Below are 18,241 nucleotides of genomic sequence, written 5' to 3' on the forward strand. Positions count from 1 at the left end.
TTTAGATCTCTCGTATTAACGCATAACAAAATTCGTTATGATCTTCTGTTAATTTCGGCATTAAGAAAGTTCCCTGCCCCAAACCCAATGATTGATTTGCACCAATTTGAACTGCTTTCTTGTCAGTCCTTTTCAAAATTAAACGAACATCAACATGCAAAGTCGGGTCACACCAACTCTTAAAAATCTTTCTAAGTTGTTCACTTAAACCTTTCCCTGGCAAATAATCTAAATAATGTGGGTACGTTAAAGGCCCAATTTGAACTTCTATTTTTCCATCCACCTGACGGACTTTTTCACCACAAAAAGTATTTAAACCCAAAGCATTTTTAGCCAAACCACCCAAACTGGTTTTCTGAACATCATTAAGCTGAAAGGTTTCAACAATAAATTCTTTAATTTCGATCTTTTGCTTAAACACACAATGCAACATCGTTTTCAAGGCATGAACATTATTATTCTGTCCTTGCATTAATCCTGAAAACTCAGCAAAAAAGTCATTCAAGTCGGAAGACTGATGTTGCTGTCGCACAAAACCATTTAATGCATGTAAAATTGTTAAATAGTGATTATTCTGATCAATTTCGTAACGAACAGGTAAGTTATAAACCAGACTGGAATCGACATATTGAGCAGTCAACTTATGATTAAAAAGTCCAATAAATTTCTGTACTTCATCACGTTGCTTACGAGGTGATAACTTTATTTTCTGCGTATAGCTATAAGGTAATGCCCCTTGTATCCCAAGCAAGCCCACCATCAAGTTTTTGAGTTCAATTTTATCTTCTGCTAAATTTAATGACTCAATCTCTGCAATAGGAAAGTTGAGCTGAATTGAGCTCTCAAAACTAAAACGATCCGCCCAATGTTGAACTTGATTAAAAATAGGATCATGCCGTAACAGCCGAGTCGTTTGGATAAACTCATAAGCTGTAGGCATGTGAAACAGACCATCAATTACAGAAGCTTCTTGCCACCAACGTTCTGAACGCATTGGTATAACTCCTGTCCTGATTGATGATCAAAAATTGTCAAATCCACAAAACTGTTCATTTGTACTTTTAAGTTGAATACATAGCTCAATAACTGGCTAAAAATATATAAACTATGCCCACGAAAGACTTCTGCTTTGATTGATACTTTGACTTTTATACCGCGGACAAAAGCTGGGAATGGCTTGATATTCATCATTTTATGCATTGATTCAAATTCAATGCCCTGAATGGCATCAATCAATAGATGATTTTCTTTGGCATTTGATAAATTATATAAAGCCAGTAATTCTTGAATATGGGGTAACGCATTTTCTTGCATTAATGTCATCAAATTCAAAGACAAATGTGAAATCAGTCGCCACTGTTCTTCTTTATTTCCATTAAAGACATAACATGGTGAAGGTCGTTTTAAGACCTGCGCACGCCGAACTAAGCCCACACCATTCATATTTAAAGTATGCTGACTTAAACTCATGCTCTCATAAGGCAAATTACCATTAGAACACAGTAAATTTGTACTAATAAAATCAGACTTGATTTCATGAGGATTCAAATGCCGAGAAATAATGGAATAACCCAATTCAATGTTTTTATGTTGATATTGTTTTTGATTCAATGCATAAAAATATCGTGCATCCTCTTTATGCGCATGACTCATGGCAAAAAATGGTGAAATCGGATAGGTTACGGCATCTTGATCGTGTTTTTCTCTCATCATTTGCATATTAAGAATAGAATAAACACGATAAAATTCAGGGTGATGTGCGTCTGTTAAAATTGGATATTCTAATTTTTTATGATCAATCTTCTGTGGCTCAGCTTTTTTCTCAAACAAATTAATTGCTGGACTACTAAAAAGCTTGAAATTCGCAATATTTAAAGCTGAATAATTATGAACAATTGCAGGGTCAGTCAAATTGAGTTTTAAATGCACATGTAATTCAAATTGGCTATTTCGCTGCGTAAATTTTTTTAGCTGCTTTAAATTCAACTGAAGATAGTTAAATTTTTCTGAAAAGCAAAAATATTCCATTAAAAGCCGATAAGCATGGTGAGTATGCTGATCTAAAGGCAATAAGCTTTCTTTTTCTGTAAAGCCCATCACTTCAAATGGATTTTCGATTGGCAATATATGCTGACCTGATTTCAAGCTAAAACTGGTTTCAGACCTAAACACTGTATCTAAAAACTGCAAAGGAAAATTAGAAATTGCATCTAAATATATTGGGATAACTTCATTGTCCAACCATGTTTCTGCGCCATTAAACGCTTCAAAAGAAAATACCAACGTGGCATTTTGGTTCAAGTGCAAATGCGAGCTCTGATTGGTCTTAAATTCTAAGGATTTAAGCTGTATCGGTAATAGTCGAACAGCCAAGCTCGTTTTAAACTCACACTGTACGCCTTTCACACTTCGTGATTTAAGTGTGGTTTTTTCTGGAATAATTGTGACTTCTGTTAGCTTCTTTTGCTTTTCAATATCTTCAAAACTAACAACAGTACAAGCAGGAAAATGTCTTAAATATTGAGGAAACATCACCTCAAATAATGACCGTGTAAACACGTCATAACTGTCTTCTAATTTTTTATCAATTCTTGCTGCAATTAAAGAAAAAGCTTGGATTAGTCGCTCAATGTGTGGGTCATCAATTTGCTCTTGATTCAGTGATAACCGTTGCGCAATTTTAGGATACTTTTTCGAAAACTCTCTCGACTGTAGTGCAAACTCTTGCAACTGCTTTTCGTAATAAGGTAAAAGTTCTTCAATCACAGCGTTGTCCTTGTACCTTAAGATTGCGCAGAAATAACATATTGTTGCGTCGTTGGTTTTAACAACGCATCAAAAACGACAGGCTCATATAAAGGATGAATATTTAAATAAGCCTGAATGGTTAAACACAATGCGCCCATATTGTGACCATCCAGAAGCATTTCCACTTTGACTTGTTTTAATCGCGGTTCATGTGCCGAAATTGATTGCTCTATAGACTGACAAATTTGCTCTCGATCGAGTGGGTTTGCTGTAGAAAGTCCAACAAAATCAATAATACCGAATTGCACTATTGATTGTTTAGACAAAGGATAAGCATCAATAATATGATCTAATTTTGCCATACGGCTATTGAGCAAATCTTCAAGATCATTGGCGACTGACTGTCTTAATTCTTGAATTGAAAGTCCTCTTATACTTTCAGTTTCAGGAAGTAAGCGATCAAACAGCGTGGACTGAAAACCGTAGGGATGTAACTGTTCTAAACTCATGCTCATTATCTAAGTCAATTTATTCTGCATTCAAAAATAGAGGACAACGATGGTCATCCTCTATGTATTGATCTGAGTTCAGTTATGCAGCATACGATGCTGTGTTATTAGACAATGACCATTTCTTGGTCACTGCACCTTTCGCAGTACCATTAATATCTTGTTGATTATACGTCCACTCAACAGCAGCATATTTCAAGCCGAAAGTTTCAGTTGGAACACCTTCTTCATTGACAATCGGCGCCACACTTGAAACGAGAACATGCTTCAATTTAATTTGAAGATATTTAATACGCTTATCACCATTGGCACGGTAAAAATCAATTTGCACTTCATCAAAAGTGTAACCTGCTGAACATGCTTCCCATAGTTTCGGGCTAGTCGCATCAAGGTCTTTTACAAAGTGCATATCTGCATGTTCAACACGTTCAGCGGTATGTCCACCCACGCTAGATGAAGTTGCAGACTTAGGCTGACGAATATTGTGTGCCCAAGAGTTTACTTCTAACCAACCCTTGTGCTCAGAGTCGCGTGACTCACCATCAACTTTGTATTTACCTCGAAATTCGACGTATATATCTTTCATGAGATTATCCTATATTATAAAGTTCTTAATTATTGAGCTGTTCTTAATTTAATTAGAAGACTGAGGCAACTCAGTGACGAGTCGCAAAGATACGGACAACTCGTCCAGCTGGAAATGTGGTCTTAAAAAAACCACAGACTTGTAGTGACCAGGCTCTGCTGGATTTTCTACAACTTTCACGGAAGCCTCTCTTAATGGAAATTGGGCTTTTGCTTCTTGAGAAGCCCCATCATCCAAGAGCACATATTTTGCCAACCATTCATTTAAAAAGGCTTCGACATTGCCTGCTGATGCAAAACTACCCACTTTGTCACGCATCATGGCTTTTAAATAATGTGCAATACGAGAAACTGCCATAATGTATTGAATCTGACTCGATAATGCTGAATTTGCATTTGCAGTATCATTGTCATATTTCTTTGGTTTTTGCGCAGATTGCGCACCAAAAAATGCGGCATAATCCGTATTCTTACAATGTACCAATGGAATAAAACCAAGGTCACTTAACTCTTTTTCACGACGGTCTGTAATCGCAATTTCGGTTGGACATTTAAATGCAACTTCGCCGTCATTGGTTTTAAAGGTATGTACTGGTAAACCTTCAACCAATCCCCCTCCTTCTACTCCACGAATTGCAGCACACCAACCATGCATATCAAATGCATTGGTTAAACGTGTACCAAATGCATAAGCAGCATTCATCCATAAATATTCATCATGGTTTTGACCCGAAACCTCTTCTACAAAATTAAAGCCTTCGGTTTGCATGCCTTGCTTTGGATCATAGGGTAAACGACCTAAAACCCGTGGCATGGTTAATGCCACGTAGCGGGCATCATCACTTTCACGGAATGAACGCCACTGCACATATTCAGCGGTTTCAAAAATTTTTGATACATCTCGCGGTCGGTCAATATCGGTAAACGATTCCAGACCTAACATATTGGCACTGGCAGCAGAGATAAACGGAGCATGAGATGCCGCAGCAACATGTGAGATTTGCTCTAACAAATACATATCTGCTGGGGTACGGTCAAATTCAAAATCACCAATCAAAGTTGCATACGGTGCTCCACCAAAGGAACCATATTCTTCTTCATAAATTTTCTTGAATAGGGTGCTTTGATCAAAGTCTGTCGCGCTTTGAAAATCTTTAATCAACTCTTTTTTCGTGGTGTTTAATACCCGAATTTTAATGAGCGGATTTGAAGGTGATTCTTGGCAGAAGTAATACAATCCACGCCATGTCGATTCAATTTTCTGAAACTCAGCATGATGCATAATTTGACTTAATTGTTTGGAAATCAAGTCATCAATTTCGGCAATCCGCTTATCAATCGACATCGACATATTGTCTGAAACTGTAATTGTTCCTGCCATCACTTCTTTAGCTAATTCAGCAATGAGACTTTTCGCACGGTCATGCTCTTCATCATTTCGAGCGATACGACTTTGTTCAACAATAGAATCGAGTAAAGTTAATTCAGCGGAGTTATCTTGTACAGCAAGTGCCGATTGCATGTTATTCATTGTCCGCTCCTACTTCTTCACTCAACTGGCGGACTTGTTCGGTATTTTTTAAAACATCATCTAACAAATCTTCTAAACGTTCACTATTCGAAATTTTATTACGTAAATCTGTTAAACGTTCACGTGCTTCGACCAATTTACGAAGGGGTTCAATTTGCTGTGCAATGTTTTCTGGTCTAAAGTCATCCATTGATTTAAAGGTTAAATCAACCCCAAAGCGCCCACCCGTTTCTGAAAGCGTATTTTGTACCTGAAAAGTCGCTCGTGGCGAAAGCGACTCCATGACTTCATCAATATTTTCTAAATCGACGTTCACAAACTTTTTATCTTTAAGTTTGGTTTTTTCCTGTTCCGAAGCCGCAGAAAAATCTCCTAAAACACCGACAACAAAAGGGAGTTCCTTAATTTCTTTCCCTTCACCCACTTCTACGTCATAAGTAAGTTGGACACGCGGGGGGCGAATACGTTGCAATTTTTTTTGCACGCTTTCTCGTTTAGCCATGATTTAAAACCTTGTATTTTAAATTGTTATAAACCCGCAAAAGGGTTGCTGCTGCTGTTCGTATTACTATTGGTTGTATTTACTTTAACCGTCGTTGTACTTGTCTTAGTCTTATTGCTTGTTGTCGCTGCGGATTTGGTTTTAGACTTAGTTTTTGCAGTTGTTGCGACTTTTGCTGATTTTGCTGCTTTTGTTTTCGATGATTTCGACGTTGATTGATTCCTTTCAGCTGTATTTAAAGCAGTTTCTAATAAAACTGAGGCTGGTTTTGCTGAATCAATTGATCGAATGAGTTCATTTGCAGCAGGATAAGTAATGTCCGAGCTAAGATAGCGCATTTCTTTCTGACGCATTTGTTTTAGAGCATCATTTGCAAGATCAGTCGCCGCGAGGAACTTGACATCAGTCAAGGTATTACCCTGTACTTTTTCAGCTTCAAGCTGCTGTACCAGTGCTAAAGCTTTTTCGCTTCGACCAATTTGCTGAAAACGTTGCGCCGCTTGAACTAAATAACCATTTTTATTATCTGCGTTTTTTTTATCGCAAATTTGGCTATATGTTTTTAATAAAACAGGATCATTTTCACCAGAAACTAACGGATTTTTCTTGATGCAACTTCGAGAAATATCAATATCTGAATTACTCGCAAATGCACTCATAGATAAACTAGACAGCATTAAGCCTGCCCATAAGAGAATATTTGTCTTCAAAACAACCTCTATTATTAAGTCTTTGTCTAAAGTTTTAACCGTTTATATTCTGGTTTTTACTTTATGTATTTTTAAAGTAGGCAGATTTAACTAAATATTAACTACAGTAGTCAAGACAAATTTTGTCATCTTTCGACATTTAATAAATTTAAATAACACTTTTTTTCTTAAATTTTATGATATATGATTCGCACGACTTTATACCAATTACTTAAAAACATAATTTTTCATGCTAGAAAGTTATGATTTTTTTGACTAAGAAAATTTGATTATTACTTTTTTATTAATAACTTAACCAACAAAAATATTCGTATTAAAGTAGTGATTCAAATCTTAGTCTCAAAAGCTGAGATCCATAATGAATAATTTAAAAGTTTTAATTACAAAACTGTCTATTCCTGCACGTGAAGCTTTAGAAAAGGCAGCGAACTTTTGTGTTTCTCAACAAAATTTTGAAATAGAGATTGAGCATTTACTGACTGAATTGGTGAAACAAAATTCAGATAATGATCTGCAACTCATATTAAAAAAATACAAAATCGCGCATGAAGAACTTTTAAATGATTTAAGCCAAAGTATTGCATTATTGCCTAAAGGCAACACTCGTACCCCTATTTTTGCTTTATCTATTGTTCGTTTATTCGAACAAGCTTGGCTAGTGGCTTCTGCTGAGAAAATACCTGTTATTCGAAGTAGCCACTTATTGATTGCATTACTTACTGCGGCTGATTTACACCAGATTGCAACCCGAGCATCTGTACACTTAACTATGTTGCCAATCGACACGATAAAACATCAGTTTTTAGACATTTGTCGAAACAGTACCGAATGTGATACAACGCCAGCAGTACAGCCAAAAACTGATCTACCCTCTAGTTCTATCCAACCATCAACTTCGCAAACACCTGCTTTAAATCAATACACCATCAACTTGACGCAAAAAGCACAAAACGGACAAATTGATCCTGTAATTGGACGCGAACATGAAATTCGCCTCATGCTCGATATTCTGATGCGACGTAGACAAAATAACCCGATTTTAACTGGCGAACCAGGTGTCGGAAAAACAGCGGTTGTTGAAGGACTGGCTTTAAAAATTGCACAAAATTCCGTTCCAGATGCGCTCAAAAATGTACAACTTCACACCTTAGATATGGGGTTATTACAAGCAGGAGCCAGTGTAAAAGGTGAGTTTGAAAACCGACTGAAACAAATTATTCAGGAAGTTCAAAGTTCAAGTCATCCTATTATTTTATTTATAGATGAAGCACATACACTGATTGGTGCAGGAGGACAAGCTGGGCAAAATGATGCTGCAAATTTACTTAAACCCGCGCTAGCTCGTGGTGAACTGCGTACTATTGCCGCAACAACTTGGGCAGAATATAAACAATACTTTGAAAAAGATGCAGCCTTAAGTCGTCGCTTTCAAGTCATTCAAGTTGAGGAACCAACCGAAGCTGTTGCCATTGATATGCTACGCGCCATGATTCCAGTTATGACTGAACATTTTAAGTTACAAATTGATGATGAAGCAATTATAACCGCAGTTCATGCATCACATCGTTACATTACAGGGCGTCAACTCCCCGATAAGGCCATTAGCGTTTTAGACACTGCGGCTGCACGTGTCGCACTTACGCAGAATGCTCAACCTGTTCAATTAGACCAATTTCAAGCGCAGTTGCACAATCTCAAATTGGAACTGAACATTCTACAGAATGAACATCAAAGCAATCCAATTCATGAAGAACGTCTGAACAGCATTCAAGAAAACATTCTGTCTTTAGAACAAAATATTCAAGTCATACAACAAAAATGGCAGCAAGAACTGGCTTTAGTAAAACAAATTCAAGCGCTGCAAGATGGTCAAGCAGTTAACTGTAATGAGCAAATTGCTGAACTCAGATTCAAACTTCTCCAATTACAAGACAATAACCCTCTCGTGTTTGACCGCGTGAATGCCACCATCATCAATGAAATTATTTCTGATTGGACGGGTATTCCTGTTGGTAACATGGTCAGCGATGAAATTAAACAAATACTGAACCTTAAAAACAAACTTGAACAACGCGTCATGGGTCAAGATTATGCGTTAAAACTGCTAGTTCAAGGCATTAAAACTGCTAAAGCCAAGCTGGAAGACCCCAATAAACCACAAGGTGTGTTTATGTTAGTGGGACCAAGTGGTGTAGGTAAGACCGAAACAGCACTGGCGCTAGCACAGGAATTATATGGCGGTGAATCGCACTTAATTACCATCAACATGTCCGAATATCAAGAAGCCCATACCGTTTCCTCGTTAAAAGGTTCGCCTCCAGGTTATGTAGGCTATGGTCAAGGTGGCGTATTGACCGAAGCTGTACGACGAAATCCGTATAGTGTTGTTTTATTGGATGAAATTGAAAAAGCACATCAAGATGTTCAAGAATTATTTTTCCAAGTCTTCGACAAAGGTACTCTAGAAGATGGAGAAGGACGTGTCATTGATTTTAAAAATACTACGATCTTACTGACTTCAAATACAGGCTCAAGCAACATCATGCAAGCCTGTCTAAATCATCCAGTCGAGCAATGGCCTACTGCTGAGCAACTACTTGATAAATTAAAACCAAGTTTATATCAACAATTTAAACCTGCATTCTTAGGTCGCATGCAAATTGTTCCATATTTCCCATTACATGATGATCTTTTAATTCAAATTATTGAGCATAAATTAGGAAAAATTATCAAACGCATCGAGCAGCAATATCATGTGCAGGTTCAGTATAGTGATGATGTCAGCGAGCTATTACTTAGTCGTTGTACTGAAGTGGATAGCGGTGCCAGAAATGTAGATCATATTTTAAATGCCTCGATTCTACCTGCTTTAGCGACGGAAATTTTGCTGGCTTTAAGCGAACAAAAGTTGCCAAATCAAATTTGGATAGACATAGACAATGATGAATTCATTTATGTTCTTGATTCTAAGATAAAACCATCTAAAAAGAAAAAAGCCAAAGCAGTCAAAGCTGAAACTGTATAAAACGTAAATTGGATTATTTCGTATTATGAATATAGAGTTAGATAAGTTACTCGAACCCATTTCGGGTGCAAAAGCGTGTGGGGAAGATTTATCCTTTTCCAATGAATTTCATGCCATTAAAAAAGCCAAGACTGAAGATGATCCATCTTTGATCTTGGGTGATTGGATTACAGAACCGAAACAAGCAGACTGGAATTTTGTTGCAGAACAAAGTTGCCAACTTCTGATTGAAAAAACCAAAGATATTCGACTGCTCACTTGGTTATCCGAAGCATGGGCAAATTTATATGGTTTTCATGGCTTAGCGAAGAGTCTGGAACTGTCACACCGTTTATTAGAACAATTCTGGCTCAAGTTGCACCCTGCAATTGAAGAAGATGACTTAGATCAACGCTTGGGATTATTAAAAGGTTTAGTCAATCAACTTCCGCTATTAATCAAAAAAACACCATTGATTGAAAGTTCGCCAGCTTATTCTTTATGTGATTATGAAAATTTTCTGTATCAGAACAACAATCAAAGAAAACAAGCAGATGATGATACGGTATTTTCGAATCAACTTGAGCAATTTGACCTCGCACTTGCGCAGAGCTCTCGAACAGTACAATTACAGAATTACCAAAGTTTTGAACAACTTTTATTGCATTGGGAAACCTTAAAACTGGTACTAGATCAACTCATGCAACTGGAAGCCCCAAGCTTTGCGCATATTGATTCACAGCTTGAAGATATCCATAAGTCATTAAAGAAAATTTATAAAGCGGATCAATTTCAACATGGATCTGACACTTTAGACACTTCATCTACGCTTGAAATATCAACAGATACCCGTCAATTGCCTCACACCGAAACAGCTTTCGCTATGCCCCTGCATTCACAACAAGGTTTTCAACCTTCCCCACAAAGTCATTTACAAAATCGGGAACAAGCTATCAAAGTTTTGCAGGACATTGCCGATTATTTTCAAACACATGAACCCCATAGCCCAGTGAGTTATATGCTGCAAAAGACAGTGAAATGGAGCCAAATGCCTTTACATGAATGGTTAGCTCAGGTCATTAAACAGGAAAATCCACTTGAATCTGTTCAAGAATTATTGGGCATCTCCTCAACCAACAATGAAACAAGTAACTGGTAATTGACATGTTTAAAGCAGAAAAAATTCTTTGGGGCGAAGGCTTATTTTTACGTCCTCAACACTTTCAATTACAAGACCGTTATCATGAACAGCATCTGAATCATACCATTCGCGCGACCATCCCATTTGCCTATGGTATCCAAAAGATTACCTTCGATGAAAGCCAATTGAACTTAAACGTTTTGGCTTTAGAAGCGATTGAAATGATCTGGCAAGACGGTGAAATTTATGCCGCTCCCTCACGTGACCTTTTACCTGAGCCCATTTTATTGGATCATTTAAACTTGCAAGGTGAAATGCAAATTTATTTGGCGATTCCTATTGTACAAGCCAATAAAAAAAATGTCTCATATGAAAAAAGTTCACAGCCGAGTCGTTATCATTGTTATTTGACTGAAACCCATGACCTGTTTACCGATGCATCTCCTGCTGAAATTTCCCTATTGCAACGTCGTGCAGAATTTAAGCTATTAGAACCACATATCATGCCAACCCATGAAATGGACGGTTTCTTGTATCTACCCGTTGGCATGATTAAGCGCCAAAGTTCAGGACATTTTGAACTTGACCCGAAGTTTATTCCACCGTTATTGCATATTGAATCAAATGCAGCATTGTTAAATCAGTTGAAACGTCTGCTGAATATCATTCGTGCCAAGATTAAAACCGTTCAATCTAATAATCGTGAAAATGAACAAAAACTGATTGAATTTCGTTCTGGTGATATTGTGTCTTTTTGGTTGGTCAATGCACTTAATACAGCATATTCCAGCCTCAACCATATTTTTCAGCACCCTCAGATTCATCCTGAACGCTTATTTTCTGAACTGTTGCGATTGACTGGTTCTTTACTGACGTTCTCATCTGTCTATGAAGTAGACCAACTGCCCAAATACCAACATCACCAACTGCAACAGAGTTTCAGTGATTTAGAGCAAATTTTACGTGACTTACTCGATACGATTATTTCAAACCGCTACATCAGTATTAGCCTAAAAGAAACACGTCCATCGTACTGGGTCGGTAGTCTTGAAACTGACAAAATTACCCGAGATACCCGACTCTATGTTTCTGTCTCTAGTAGCATGATGCAAACGCATGAACTGATTCAAATTGTTCCTTTACGCTTTAAAGTGGGCAGTACCATTGACGTCGAACAACGTGTGGTTGCAGCACTTCCTGCGATTCCATTACATCACTTAATGCAGGTTCCAACTGCCATTCCTGTGCGTTCAGGGGTGAGTTATTTTGAAATTGAACCTCATCATGAACTTTACCAACAGATGTTGTCTTCTGAAACCATTTGTATTTATGTTCCATCTGGTTTCCAAGACATTAGTATTGAATTAATTGCTGTGATGAATAGCTAAGGAATAATAAAAATGAATTCTTCTAGTCAGGCACCCTCTTTGTTTGATGATGGTCAAATTGGTTCAAATACCTTGCCTTATCACCCTGCGATTGTGAAGCCAACATCCTGCCTAATTGATTTACTGTATGACGGTTTTTATGTGGTTTTTTTATTAAGAAACCAATATGTCCCTCAACAACCCGAACAATTTAGACAAAAAGTTCTAGATTTATTACATCGCTTTGAACAGCAGGCACGCAAATTACAATTTTCTGCCGAAGATATTCATGATGCCAAATATGCCTATTGTGCCTTGTTGGACGAAACCATTGTCACGCAGCAAAATGATGCTTTTTTTAATTTGCAAAATCTATGGTTAATTAATCCATTGCAATTAAGCCTGTTTGGTTCACAACTGGCAGGTTATCAATTCTTTGAAGTTTTGGAACAACTGCGTAGTAAAGGTAAAGACCGACTCGCCTCACTCGAAGTTTTTCATTATTGTCTACTGTTGGGTTTTCAAGGCAAATATCGAATTGAATCGATTGAAAGCCTAAACCATTTGGTGGCACGGATTGGAGATGAAATTGATTACTTAAAAGGGAAAAAAGCTGCATTCTCGCCTTTTTCGGCTCTACCTGATCAAATCAAAAATATCATTCATCGTGAACTTCCTTTCGTCTGGATTATTCTATTTTTATTGATTTTTAGCCTTCTGGCTTTTGCAGGCTTAAGATATTCGCTTAACCAACAAACGCAGACTTCACTTGCGCCATTTAATAATGTAATTAGTACGCCTACGGAACAGGCCAATATTACGATTTATTTACCTTAAATTGTTGGTGGCACATGGCTCAAGAAAAACAAAATACCCTGCGCATTTTAAAAGCGAACCCTACAAAACCACAAAAGCGTTCAAGCATTTATGTGATTGCGGGGTTTGTCGGTGGCATTATTTTAAGTTGTGGATTTTTCGGTTTTTATCTTTATGCACAAAACTCTGAAAAAACGGCATCCACTGACATAGAACCGAATCAAGCTGAGACAACCACGCATACATCTCCCCTCGAAACAAAGCCCGTGGAAAATGCGACTACAGCAGATGAGGATATTGATTATCCGAATCAAATCAATGAACAAGAGATGTCCGCACTGTTTAAGCATTCAGTGAATAGTCCGACCAATCTCAATACGCACACTCCAAACAGCTCACCCTTCGCCAATCTGGGTCAGCAACCGGAATTAGCGAGCAAAGATGTGGGCGTAATCGAAAAAAAAGTGCAGAAACCTCAACCTGTGACCCCAACGGCAAAGCCACTAGCACAAGGCGTAGTGAAACCTGCATTATTAGATCAACTGGATAAAGAAGCTGAATTGGCTCAGCCTCAAGCACAAACCTCACATCCATCATCACCTGCTGTACAGTCAAACTAAGATGATTATTTTTATTGGCTGTAGCTTTCTGGCGTTGGTGATTGGTTTGAGCTTGTTAATGTCTTACGAGCTTCGGCTGCGAACCTTGAATTATGTGCGGATGATTTTACCCAGCAGCAAACAAAAGCTTGGGCACGCACGTCATTTTGCACAAGAAATGGGTTATGCCGCTTCTGCTGAGCAAACTCAAACCCATTGGCATTTACAACAATGGTGGATTTTGATTGCTGGATTCTTTTTATTGGGCAGTATTCTACTGTTTGCCTTTACCCGCCCCATTGATCCGACCAAAGTCGAAGCCAATTATCTGGAAAAAGTCGACCCACAAATTTATGCCTTATTAAATGGTGAAATACTGACAGCACCACCAGAGGTCGATGAACAGTTGGTGGACGCTGCAATTGTTGAAGCCATGCAACTAGAACAGCAGTATCAAGCACAGAACAACAGTGTAACGGCTCAACCTTTCTCTTTAGAGCGGGATACGACATTTGAACAAAGTCATGGGCATTTTGATACTTCATTGATTGACCGTAAATGGGATCGGATGAATTTACGCTACAAGCAACGGTTATTGATGGTGTTTAAAATCATGAAGGAACGTTATGGTTATGAACTGGTATTGTTAGAGGGTTACCGTAGTCCTGCACGTCAAAATATGCTTTCTGGCAATAAAAATACCACACGTGCTAAAGCCTTCCAGAGCTATCACCAATTTGGCTTGGCTGCGGATGTTGCATTTAAACGGGATGGCAAAGTGGTAATTTCTGAACGTGACCCTTGGGCTTGGAAAGGCTATCAATTATATGGTGAAGTGGCCGAGTCGGTCGGTTTAACTTGGGGTGGACGCTGGAAGTCTATTCATGACTATGGTCATACTGAATTCCGTATGCCGGGTTTGAAAAAAACAGCGGAAATGGCAGAAAAACTCACGACTGAAGGACAGCTTTTAGCACAAGAGTTAAATTAATAATGTGCCCAATTGGGATGACGGCATACCAAGTCATATATCTTTATATTGTTCATAACAACAAAAAGCCCTATGGATGAATAGGGCTTTTTTTTAAAACAGGGATATCTGTTTTAATGTTGTTGCTTAATCACTTTTATTTTTGAAATTGAGTGCAAGCGCATTTGGTACACGGGGGTAAACGATCAGTACCAATTTCTAAGTAGACTCGACGTCCACATTGAACACAAAAATAGAAGCCTGTTCCGGGTTTTTCGCCAGCAGTAACCATCTTTGTTCTCCATAGATTTTAGAAATGGTAACCCTAGTATAACGCGCTTATGCTCAATGTCTATTGATCATTTTAAAAAATAATGGTGTCATAAATGTAAGAAATGATGTATTCAAAAAATTGGTGAGCTAAATAAAATTTAATCATTAAAGTGAAGATTTGCTTACTTTACGTACACAAATAAGGCTTTAGGTCGCATATGCCTTGTTCTTTAGAGCTATTGATCGTGAACAAATATTCAAAGTTGTAAATACGGCTAAGTACTAAAATTAGGTTTCGTTCCCTTCAATCCTTTTCTTGATGTAAATAAAAAGCCCTATCTAGTGTGACAGGGCTTTATTCAAACAGCGGATCACTGTTTGCAGTGTGCAGCTTAGGCAATCTTGTTGTTAAATTGATTGCCAAGGCATTTGGTACACGGGGGTAAACGATCAGTACCAATTTCTAAGTAAACGCGGTGTCCGCATTGAATACAAAAATAGAAGCCTGTTCCAGGTTTTTCGCCAGCAGTTACCATTTTTGTTCTCCATGTGTTTTAGAAATGGTGAACAGAGTATAGACAAGCTTTTGAGTTTGTAGAGTCTATTTTGTGACCGTAGGGATCAAGAAATTATTAAGCTGTAGTTCCCACATTGAATATATAGCATTCTAGTTTTGATGACTTAACGACCTTTTTGACAGCTAATAATGATACAAAGACGAAAATTTAAATTTGTACGATTTATCTTACAAACTTTTAGGGATTTAGCAGATTGGCGCCCCCCGCTTTTTTCTTATAATGTGTTCAAACAGAAGCAGGATGTTCCGGAACACAAAACAACAATAATAGGTTCATGCATCAGGATCGTGAGATACGACAGGAGTCATATCTAGCAACCAAATACGAAAAAGCCCGACAGGATGTCGGGCTTTTTTTATGGGTTTAGGATTTTTATCAAAACTATTATTTTTCAAAAGAACTAAGCCTCAGCTATAATTCTTAACGTATCATTAAATAAATCTCTATATTTATATAGATCATTTTTCAAGAAAGCTCTTTGCTCAGTTCCGTTACCAATATAAATATTCTTTGCTTTACCTTTGAAAAATTGGAAATTTAATATTTTCAAATTTACTGCTTTTAATGGACTGTTAGCAATATTTTCTTCTTTCACATGTTCTGCAATAGAAATAAAAGTCTGAGTATCTAAAGGTAAATTTTTACTAATAAAAGAGAAAATATCATTTAAACTTGTTTCATCTATATCTTCTTTTAAGATCCCATCTAATAAGAAAGGCAGTCTATGAATATTCTTTGTGTCTCCTATAATTTTATTGAATGCAAAATGATATGCCATAACTGTTTTATGTAACTCAACACCTTGATAGGGGAATGAGTTTATTTTATATAAGTCAAGATAACGACTTTGGTTTAAATTATTGATTTTCAAATCACTAAGATATTTCTTGAATATCTTTGCGAACTCTTTTTCCTTTTCAATACGATTTTGGAGGACTTTCTCGTCAGTATCCATATTCTTTAATTTTAAATTATATTCTTCTTTTTCAATGTTTTTGTTATATAAGTCTAATTTTATTTGTCGATGAAATTGAAAGTTAGCTTTTCCTTTTACCCAACTATTAAATGATATTTCACCATGAAATTTATCACCTAGAGCTTTATAATTTTCATTAATAGTATTTTCTTTTTCATTAAGCCTCTTCTTTGTGTTATTAACAGAAGAATAAGCTTTTTTAAGTTCATCTTTTATTTTTTCTTCCAGTTCATTAGTATCATTTACCTTCTGATAGTAGCTATACAATCCTTCTAGAGAGTATGAAAGTACTTGTGTACAAGCTGGGCAACGGTCTAGGTCATTATATCTTTGTCTTTTTAAATTATTTTTGGTTTTTATTAAAATTTTATTCTGATTTTTTAACAAAGCTAGTGTATTGCTATATTTTATATAATTATTTCTCGCTTCCTGTAAATCCTCATTAGCCTTAATATAATTTTCTAGGTATTCTTTTGCATCCTCGCCAAACTCTTCGTCCATAAATGAAAAGAAAATAAACTCTTGTTTTTTCGTAAATTTTTGCAAAGTTTTTATTTCATAACCCAATTCTTTAACAAGTTCAACCAATGTAATATATTCTTCTTTATTAAAATGATTATCAACACCCAGATAATAATCTAGATAGTTTTCTTTAAAGCCTTTATAAAAACCAAGATTTGAAAATGACTCTCTTAAATATACCCAACCAACAGATTGAGATACATAGTATGGTAAAAAAGCACATTCTAGAGATGCCTTTTTAATTTCCCCTTTTTGCTCTACCATTAAATTAAAATTTAGTAGTGAACTAATAAATTCCTTTAACTTTATATGCGCAACCCCATTGTCAGAGTTAATTCCATTAAATGATAAAATTTTACCATTATAATCTTCAAAATAAATACTTAGATTATCTCTAATAATTTTATATTCTTTATTATTAATAGTGAAATCCAACCTAAATATTGGATCATACTCTAAAATTTCTTCTAAATTTTGTTTAACATCATTAATACCTATTACATATAATAAACTCTGTAGTAATGTACTTTTCCCGGCTGTATTTCTCCCCCCTATAAGATTTAAACCCAATGAAAATTCTTCTAAGAAACATTTATTAAATTTTTCAGAAGCAACAAATAAACGATTAAAATGGACAACTGCTTTCATCAATAACTATCCGCCATAATATTCAACATACGAACACAAACATGCAAAGAAAAAATCTTTTTCACTTAAATTAATGTCATTAACTTTTTTTATACTTTCAATATAACCTTGAAACATCTCAGTATAATCAGAATAAGAAAATGAATAATCATTATTTTTTATATAATCTTTAATTAACTGATGTTCATAGTTATTCATATCTTTAAGATATTCAAATGTAGTTGTTATTTCAATTTCTGCATTTTTACGTATAGCAATAGAAAACCTAAATCTTGCAATTACTTCCTTAGATATCTCACGCCATAAATCAAAAGTCTTCTGCTCAAACTCAATAACATCAATAGCTTTTTTTATCACTTCCCCTTCTACTCTTTTAGAAATATCTAATAATTTTGCTAAATTTTGGCTATTATAAATTACTTCTACATCTTTAAATAAGTTAATTAATAAATCAATCGCCGCTTTTAAATCTGTGACGTTTGGAAATTTGTCTTTCATTAGACCAATTAAAGATCTTTTTTGCTCCTTTGGAGTTTTAGGAAAATCAACCCATTGAATAAAAAGATTTTCTAACTCAATAGGATTAAATTCATCCTTTTGACTTTGACAATATTCTTCTATTTTTTCTTCTATTCTAACTCTAATGTCTTCATGAACATCTTTATATCTGCAAATTGGATAAGTTTCATTAATTCGAGTTGTTATATCAACTTTTCCATTTTCTTTTTCCTTTTTATTAAGTTTAGTCTTTAACTCAAACTC

17 protein-coding genes are annotated in these 18,241 nt (G+C 36.2%); 6 read left to right on the top strand and 11 right to left on the bottom strand.

Annotation, left to right across the window (positions count from 1 at the left end):
- Nucleotide 1: 1 nt before the first annotated feature.
- The 7 genes from tssG to DCO44_RS04415 form a co-directional block, all read right to left on the bottom strand.
- Nucleotides 2–994: a type VI secretion system baseplate subunit TssG gene (gene tssG / locus DCO44_RS04385; protein ID WP_116759432.1), complete on the bottom strand. Its 993-nt coding sequence runs from the start codon at nt 992–994 to the stop codon at nt 2–4.
- Nucleotides 958–2,766 (bottom strand): type VI secretion system baseplate subunit TssF, encoded by a 1,809-nt coding sequence (tssF, locus tag DCO44_RS04390; protein ID WP_116759434.1) that lies wholly within the window; start codon nt 2,764–2,766, stop codon nt 958–960. The genes tssG and tssF overlap by 37 nt, the downstream gene beginning before the upstream one ends.
- A 17-nt stretch (nt 2,767–2,783) precedes the next feature.
- Nucleotides 2,784–3,257: a type VI secretion system baseplate subunit TssE gene (tssE, locus tag DCO44_RS04395; protein ID WP_116759436.1), complete on the bottom strand. Its 474-nt coding sequence runs from the start codon at nt 3,255–3,257 to the stop codon at nt 2,784–2,786.
- Between the two features lie 82 nt (nt 3,258–3,339).
- Nucleotides 3,340–3,843 (bottom strand): Hcp family type VI secretion system effector, encoded by a 504-nt coding sequence (locus DCO44_RS04400; protein ID WP_116759438.1) that lies wholly within the window; start codon nt 3,841–3,843, stop codon nt 3,340–3,342.
- 48 nt (nt 3,844–3,891) lie between these two features.
- Complete coding sequence (tssC, locus tag DCO44_RS04405) at nt 3,892–5,373, bottom strand: type VI secretion system contractile sheath large subunit (protein ID WP_116759440.1); 1,482 nt, start codon at nt 5,371–5,373, stop codon at nt 3,892–3,894.
- The gene (gene tssB, locus DCO44_RS04410; protein ID WP_016165882.1) at nt 5,366–5,875 is read right to left on the bottom strand and encodes a type VI secretion system contractile sheath small subunit; all 510 of its coding nucleotides are present in this window, start codon (nt 5,873–5,875) and stop codon (nt 5,366–5,368) included. Before tssB ends, tssC begins: the two co-directional genes overlap by 8 nt.
- 26 nt (nt 5,876–5,901) lie before the next feature.
- Complete coding sequence (locus DCO44_RS04415) at nt 5,902–6,585, bottom strand: hypothetical protein (RefSeq protein WP_133243149.1); 684 nt, start codon at nt 6,583–6,585, stop codon at nt 5,902–5,904.
- Nucleotides 6,586–6,940: 355 nt separating this feature from the next.
- Between DCO44_RS04415 and tssH the strand changes: the two genes are divergently transcribed.
- The 6 genes from tssH to DCO44_RS04445 are packed head-to-tail and all read left to right on the top strand — an operon-like array spanning nt 6,941 to nt 14,503.
- Nucleotides 6,941–9,610, top strand: a complete 2,670-nt coding sequence (gene tssH, locus DCO44_RS04420; protein ID WP_116759444.1) for a type VI secretion system ATPase TssH — start codon at nt 6,941–6,943, stop codon at nt 9,608–9,610.
- A gap of 25 nt (nt 9,611–9,635) precedes the next feature.
- Complete coding sequence (gene tssA / locus DCO44_RS04425; RefSeq protein ID WP_116759446.1) at nt 9,636–10,748, top strand: type VI secretion system protein TssA; 1,113 nt, start codon at nt 9,636–9,638, stop codon at nt 10,746–10,748.
- Between the two features lie 5 nt (nt 10,749–10,753).
- Nucleotides 10,754–12,118 carry a type VI secretion system baseplate subunit TssK gene (gene tssK, locus DCO44_RS04430; RefSeq protein WP_116759448.1) on the top strand — a complete coding sequence of 455 codons (1,365 nt, stop codon included), beginning with the start codon at nt 10,754–10,756 and terminating at the stop codon, nt 12,116–12,118.
- A 12-nt stretch (nt 12,119–12,130) separates the two neighbouring features.
- Entirely contained in the window at nt 12,131–12,934 is an 804-nt protein-coding gene (gene icmH, locus DCO44_RS04435; RefSeq protein ID WP_116759450.1) for a type IVB secretion system protein IcmH/DotU, read from the top strand.
- 14 nt (nt 12,935–12,948) lie between these two features.
- Nucleotides 12,949–13,533 carry a hypothetical protein gene (locus DCO44_RS04440; protein ID WP_116759452.1) on the top strand — a complete coding sequence of 195 codons (585 nt, stop codon included), beginning with the start codon at nt 12,949–12,951 and terminating at the stop codon, nt 13,531–13,533.
- Nucleotide 13,534: 1 nt separating this feature from the next.
- Nucleotides 13,535–14,503, top strand: a complete 969-nt coding sequence (locus tag DCO44_RS04445; protein ID WP_116759454.1) for a M15 family metallopeptidase — start codon at nt 13,535–13,537, stop codon at nt 14,501–14,503.
- 136 nt (nt 14,504–14,639) lie between these two features.
- On the opposite strand, the gene DCO44_RS16740 is transcribed toward DCO44_RS04445, so the two are convergent.
- The 4 genes from DCO44_RS16740 to DCO44_RS04465 form a co-directional block, all read right to left on the bottom strand.
- Nucleotides 14,640–14,774: a zinc ribbon-containing protein gene (locus DCO44_RS16740; RefSeq protein ID WP_016165874.1), complete on the bottom strand. Its 135-nt coding sequence runs from the start codon at nt 14,772–14,774 to the stop codon at nt 14,640–14,642.
- Between the two features lie 373 nt (nt 14,775–15,147).
- Complete coding sequence (locus DCO44_RS04455; protein ID WP_120402943.1) at nt 15,148–15,291, bottom strand: zinc ribbon-containing protein; 144 nt, start codon at nt 15,289–15,291, stop codon at nt 15,148–15,150.
- Nucleotides 15,292–15,733: 442 nt separating this feature from the next.
- Nucleotides 15,734–17,479, bottom strand: coding sequence for a hypothetical protein (locus DCO44_RS04460; protein WP_116759456.1), 1,746 nt, complete (start codon nt 17,477–17,479; stop codon nt 15,734–15,736).
- 6 nt (nt 17,480–17,485) lie between these two features.
- Nucleotides 17,486–18,241: hypothetical protein (locus tag DCO44_RS04465; protein ID WP_116759458.1), on the bottom strand; the 756-nt coding region annotated here is incomplete at its 5' end.

The organism is Acinetobacter sp. AM, assembly GCF_003105055.1.
GTDB classification, from domain to species: Bacteria; Pseudomonadota; Gammaproteobacteria; order Pseudomonadales; family Moraxellaceae; genus Acinetobacter; species Acinetobacter tibetensis.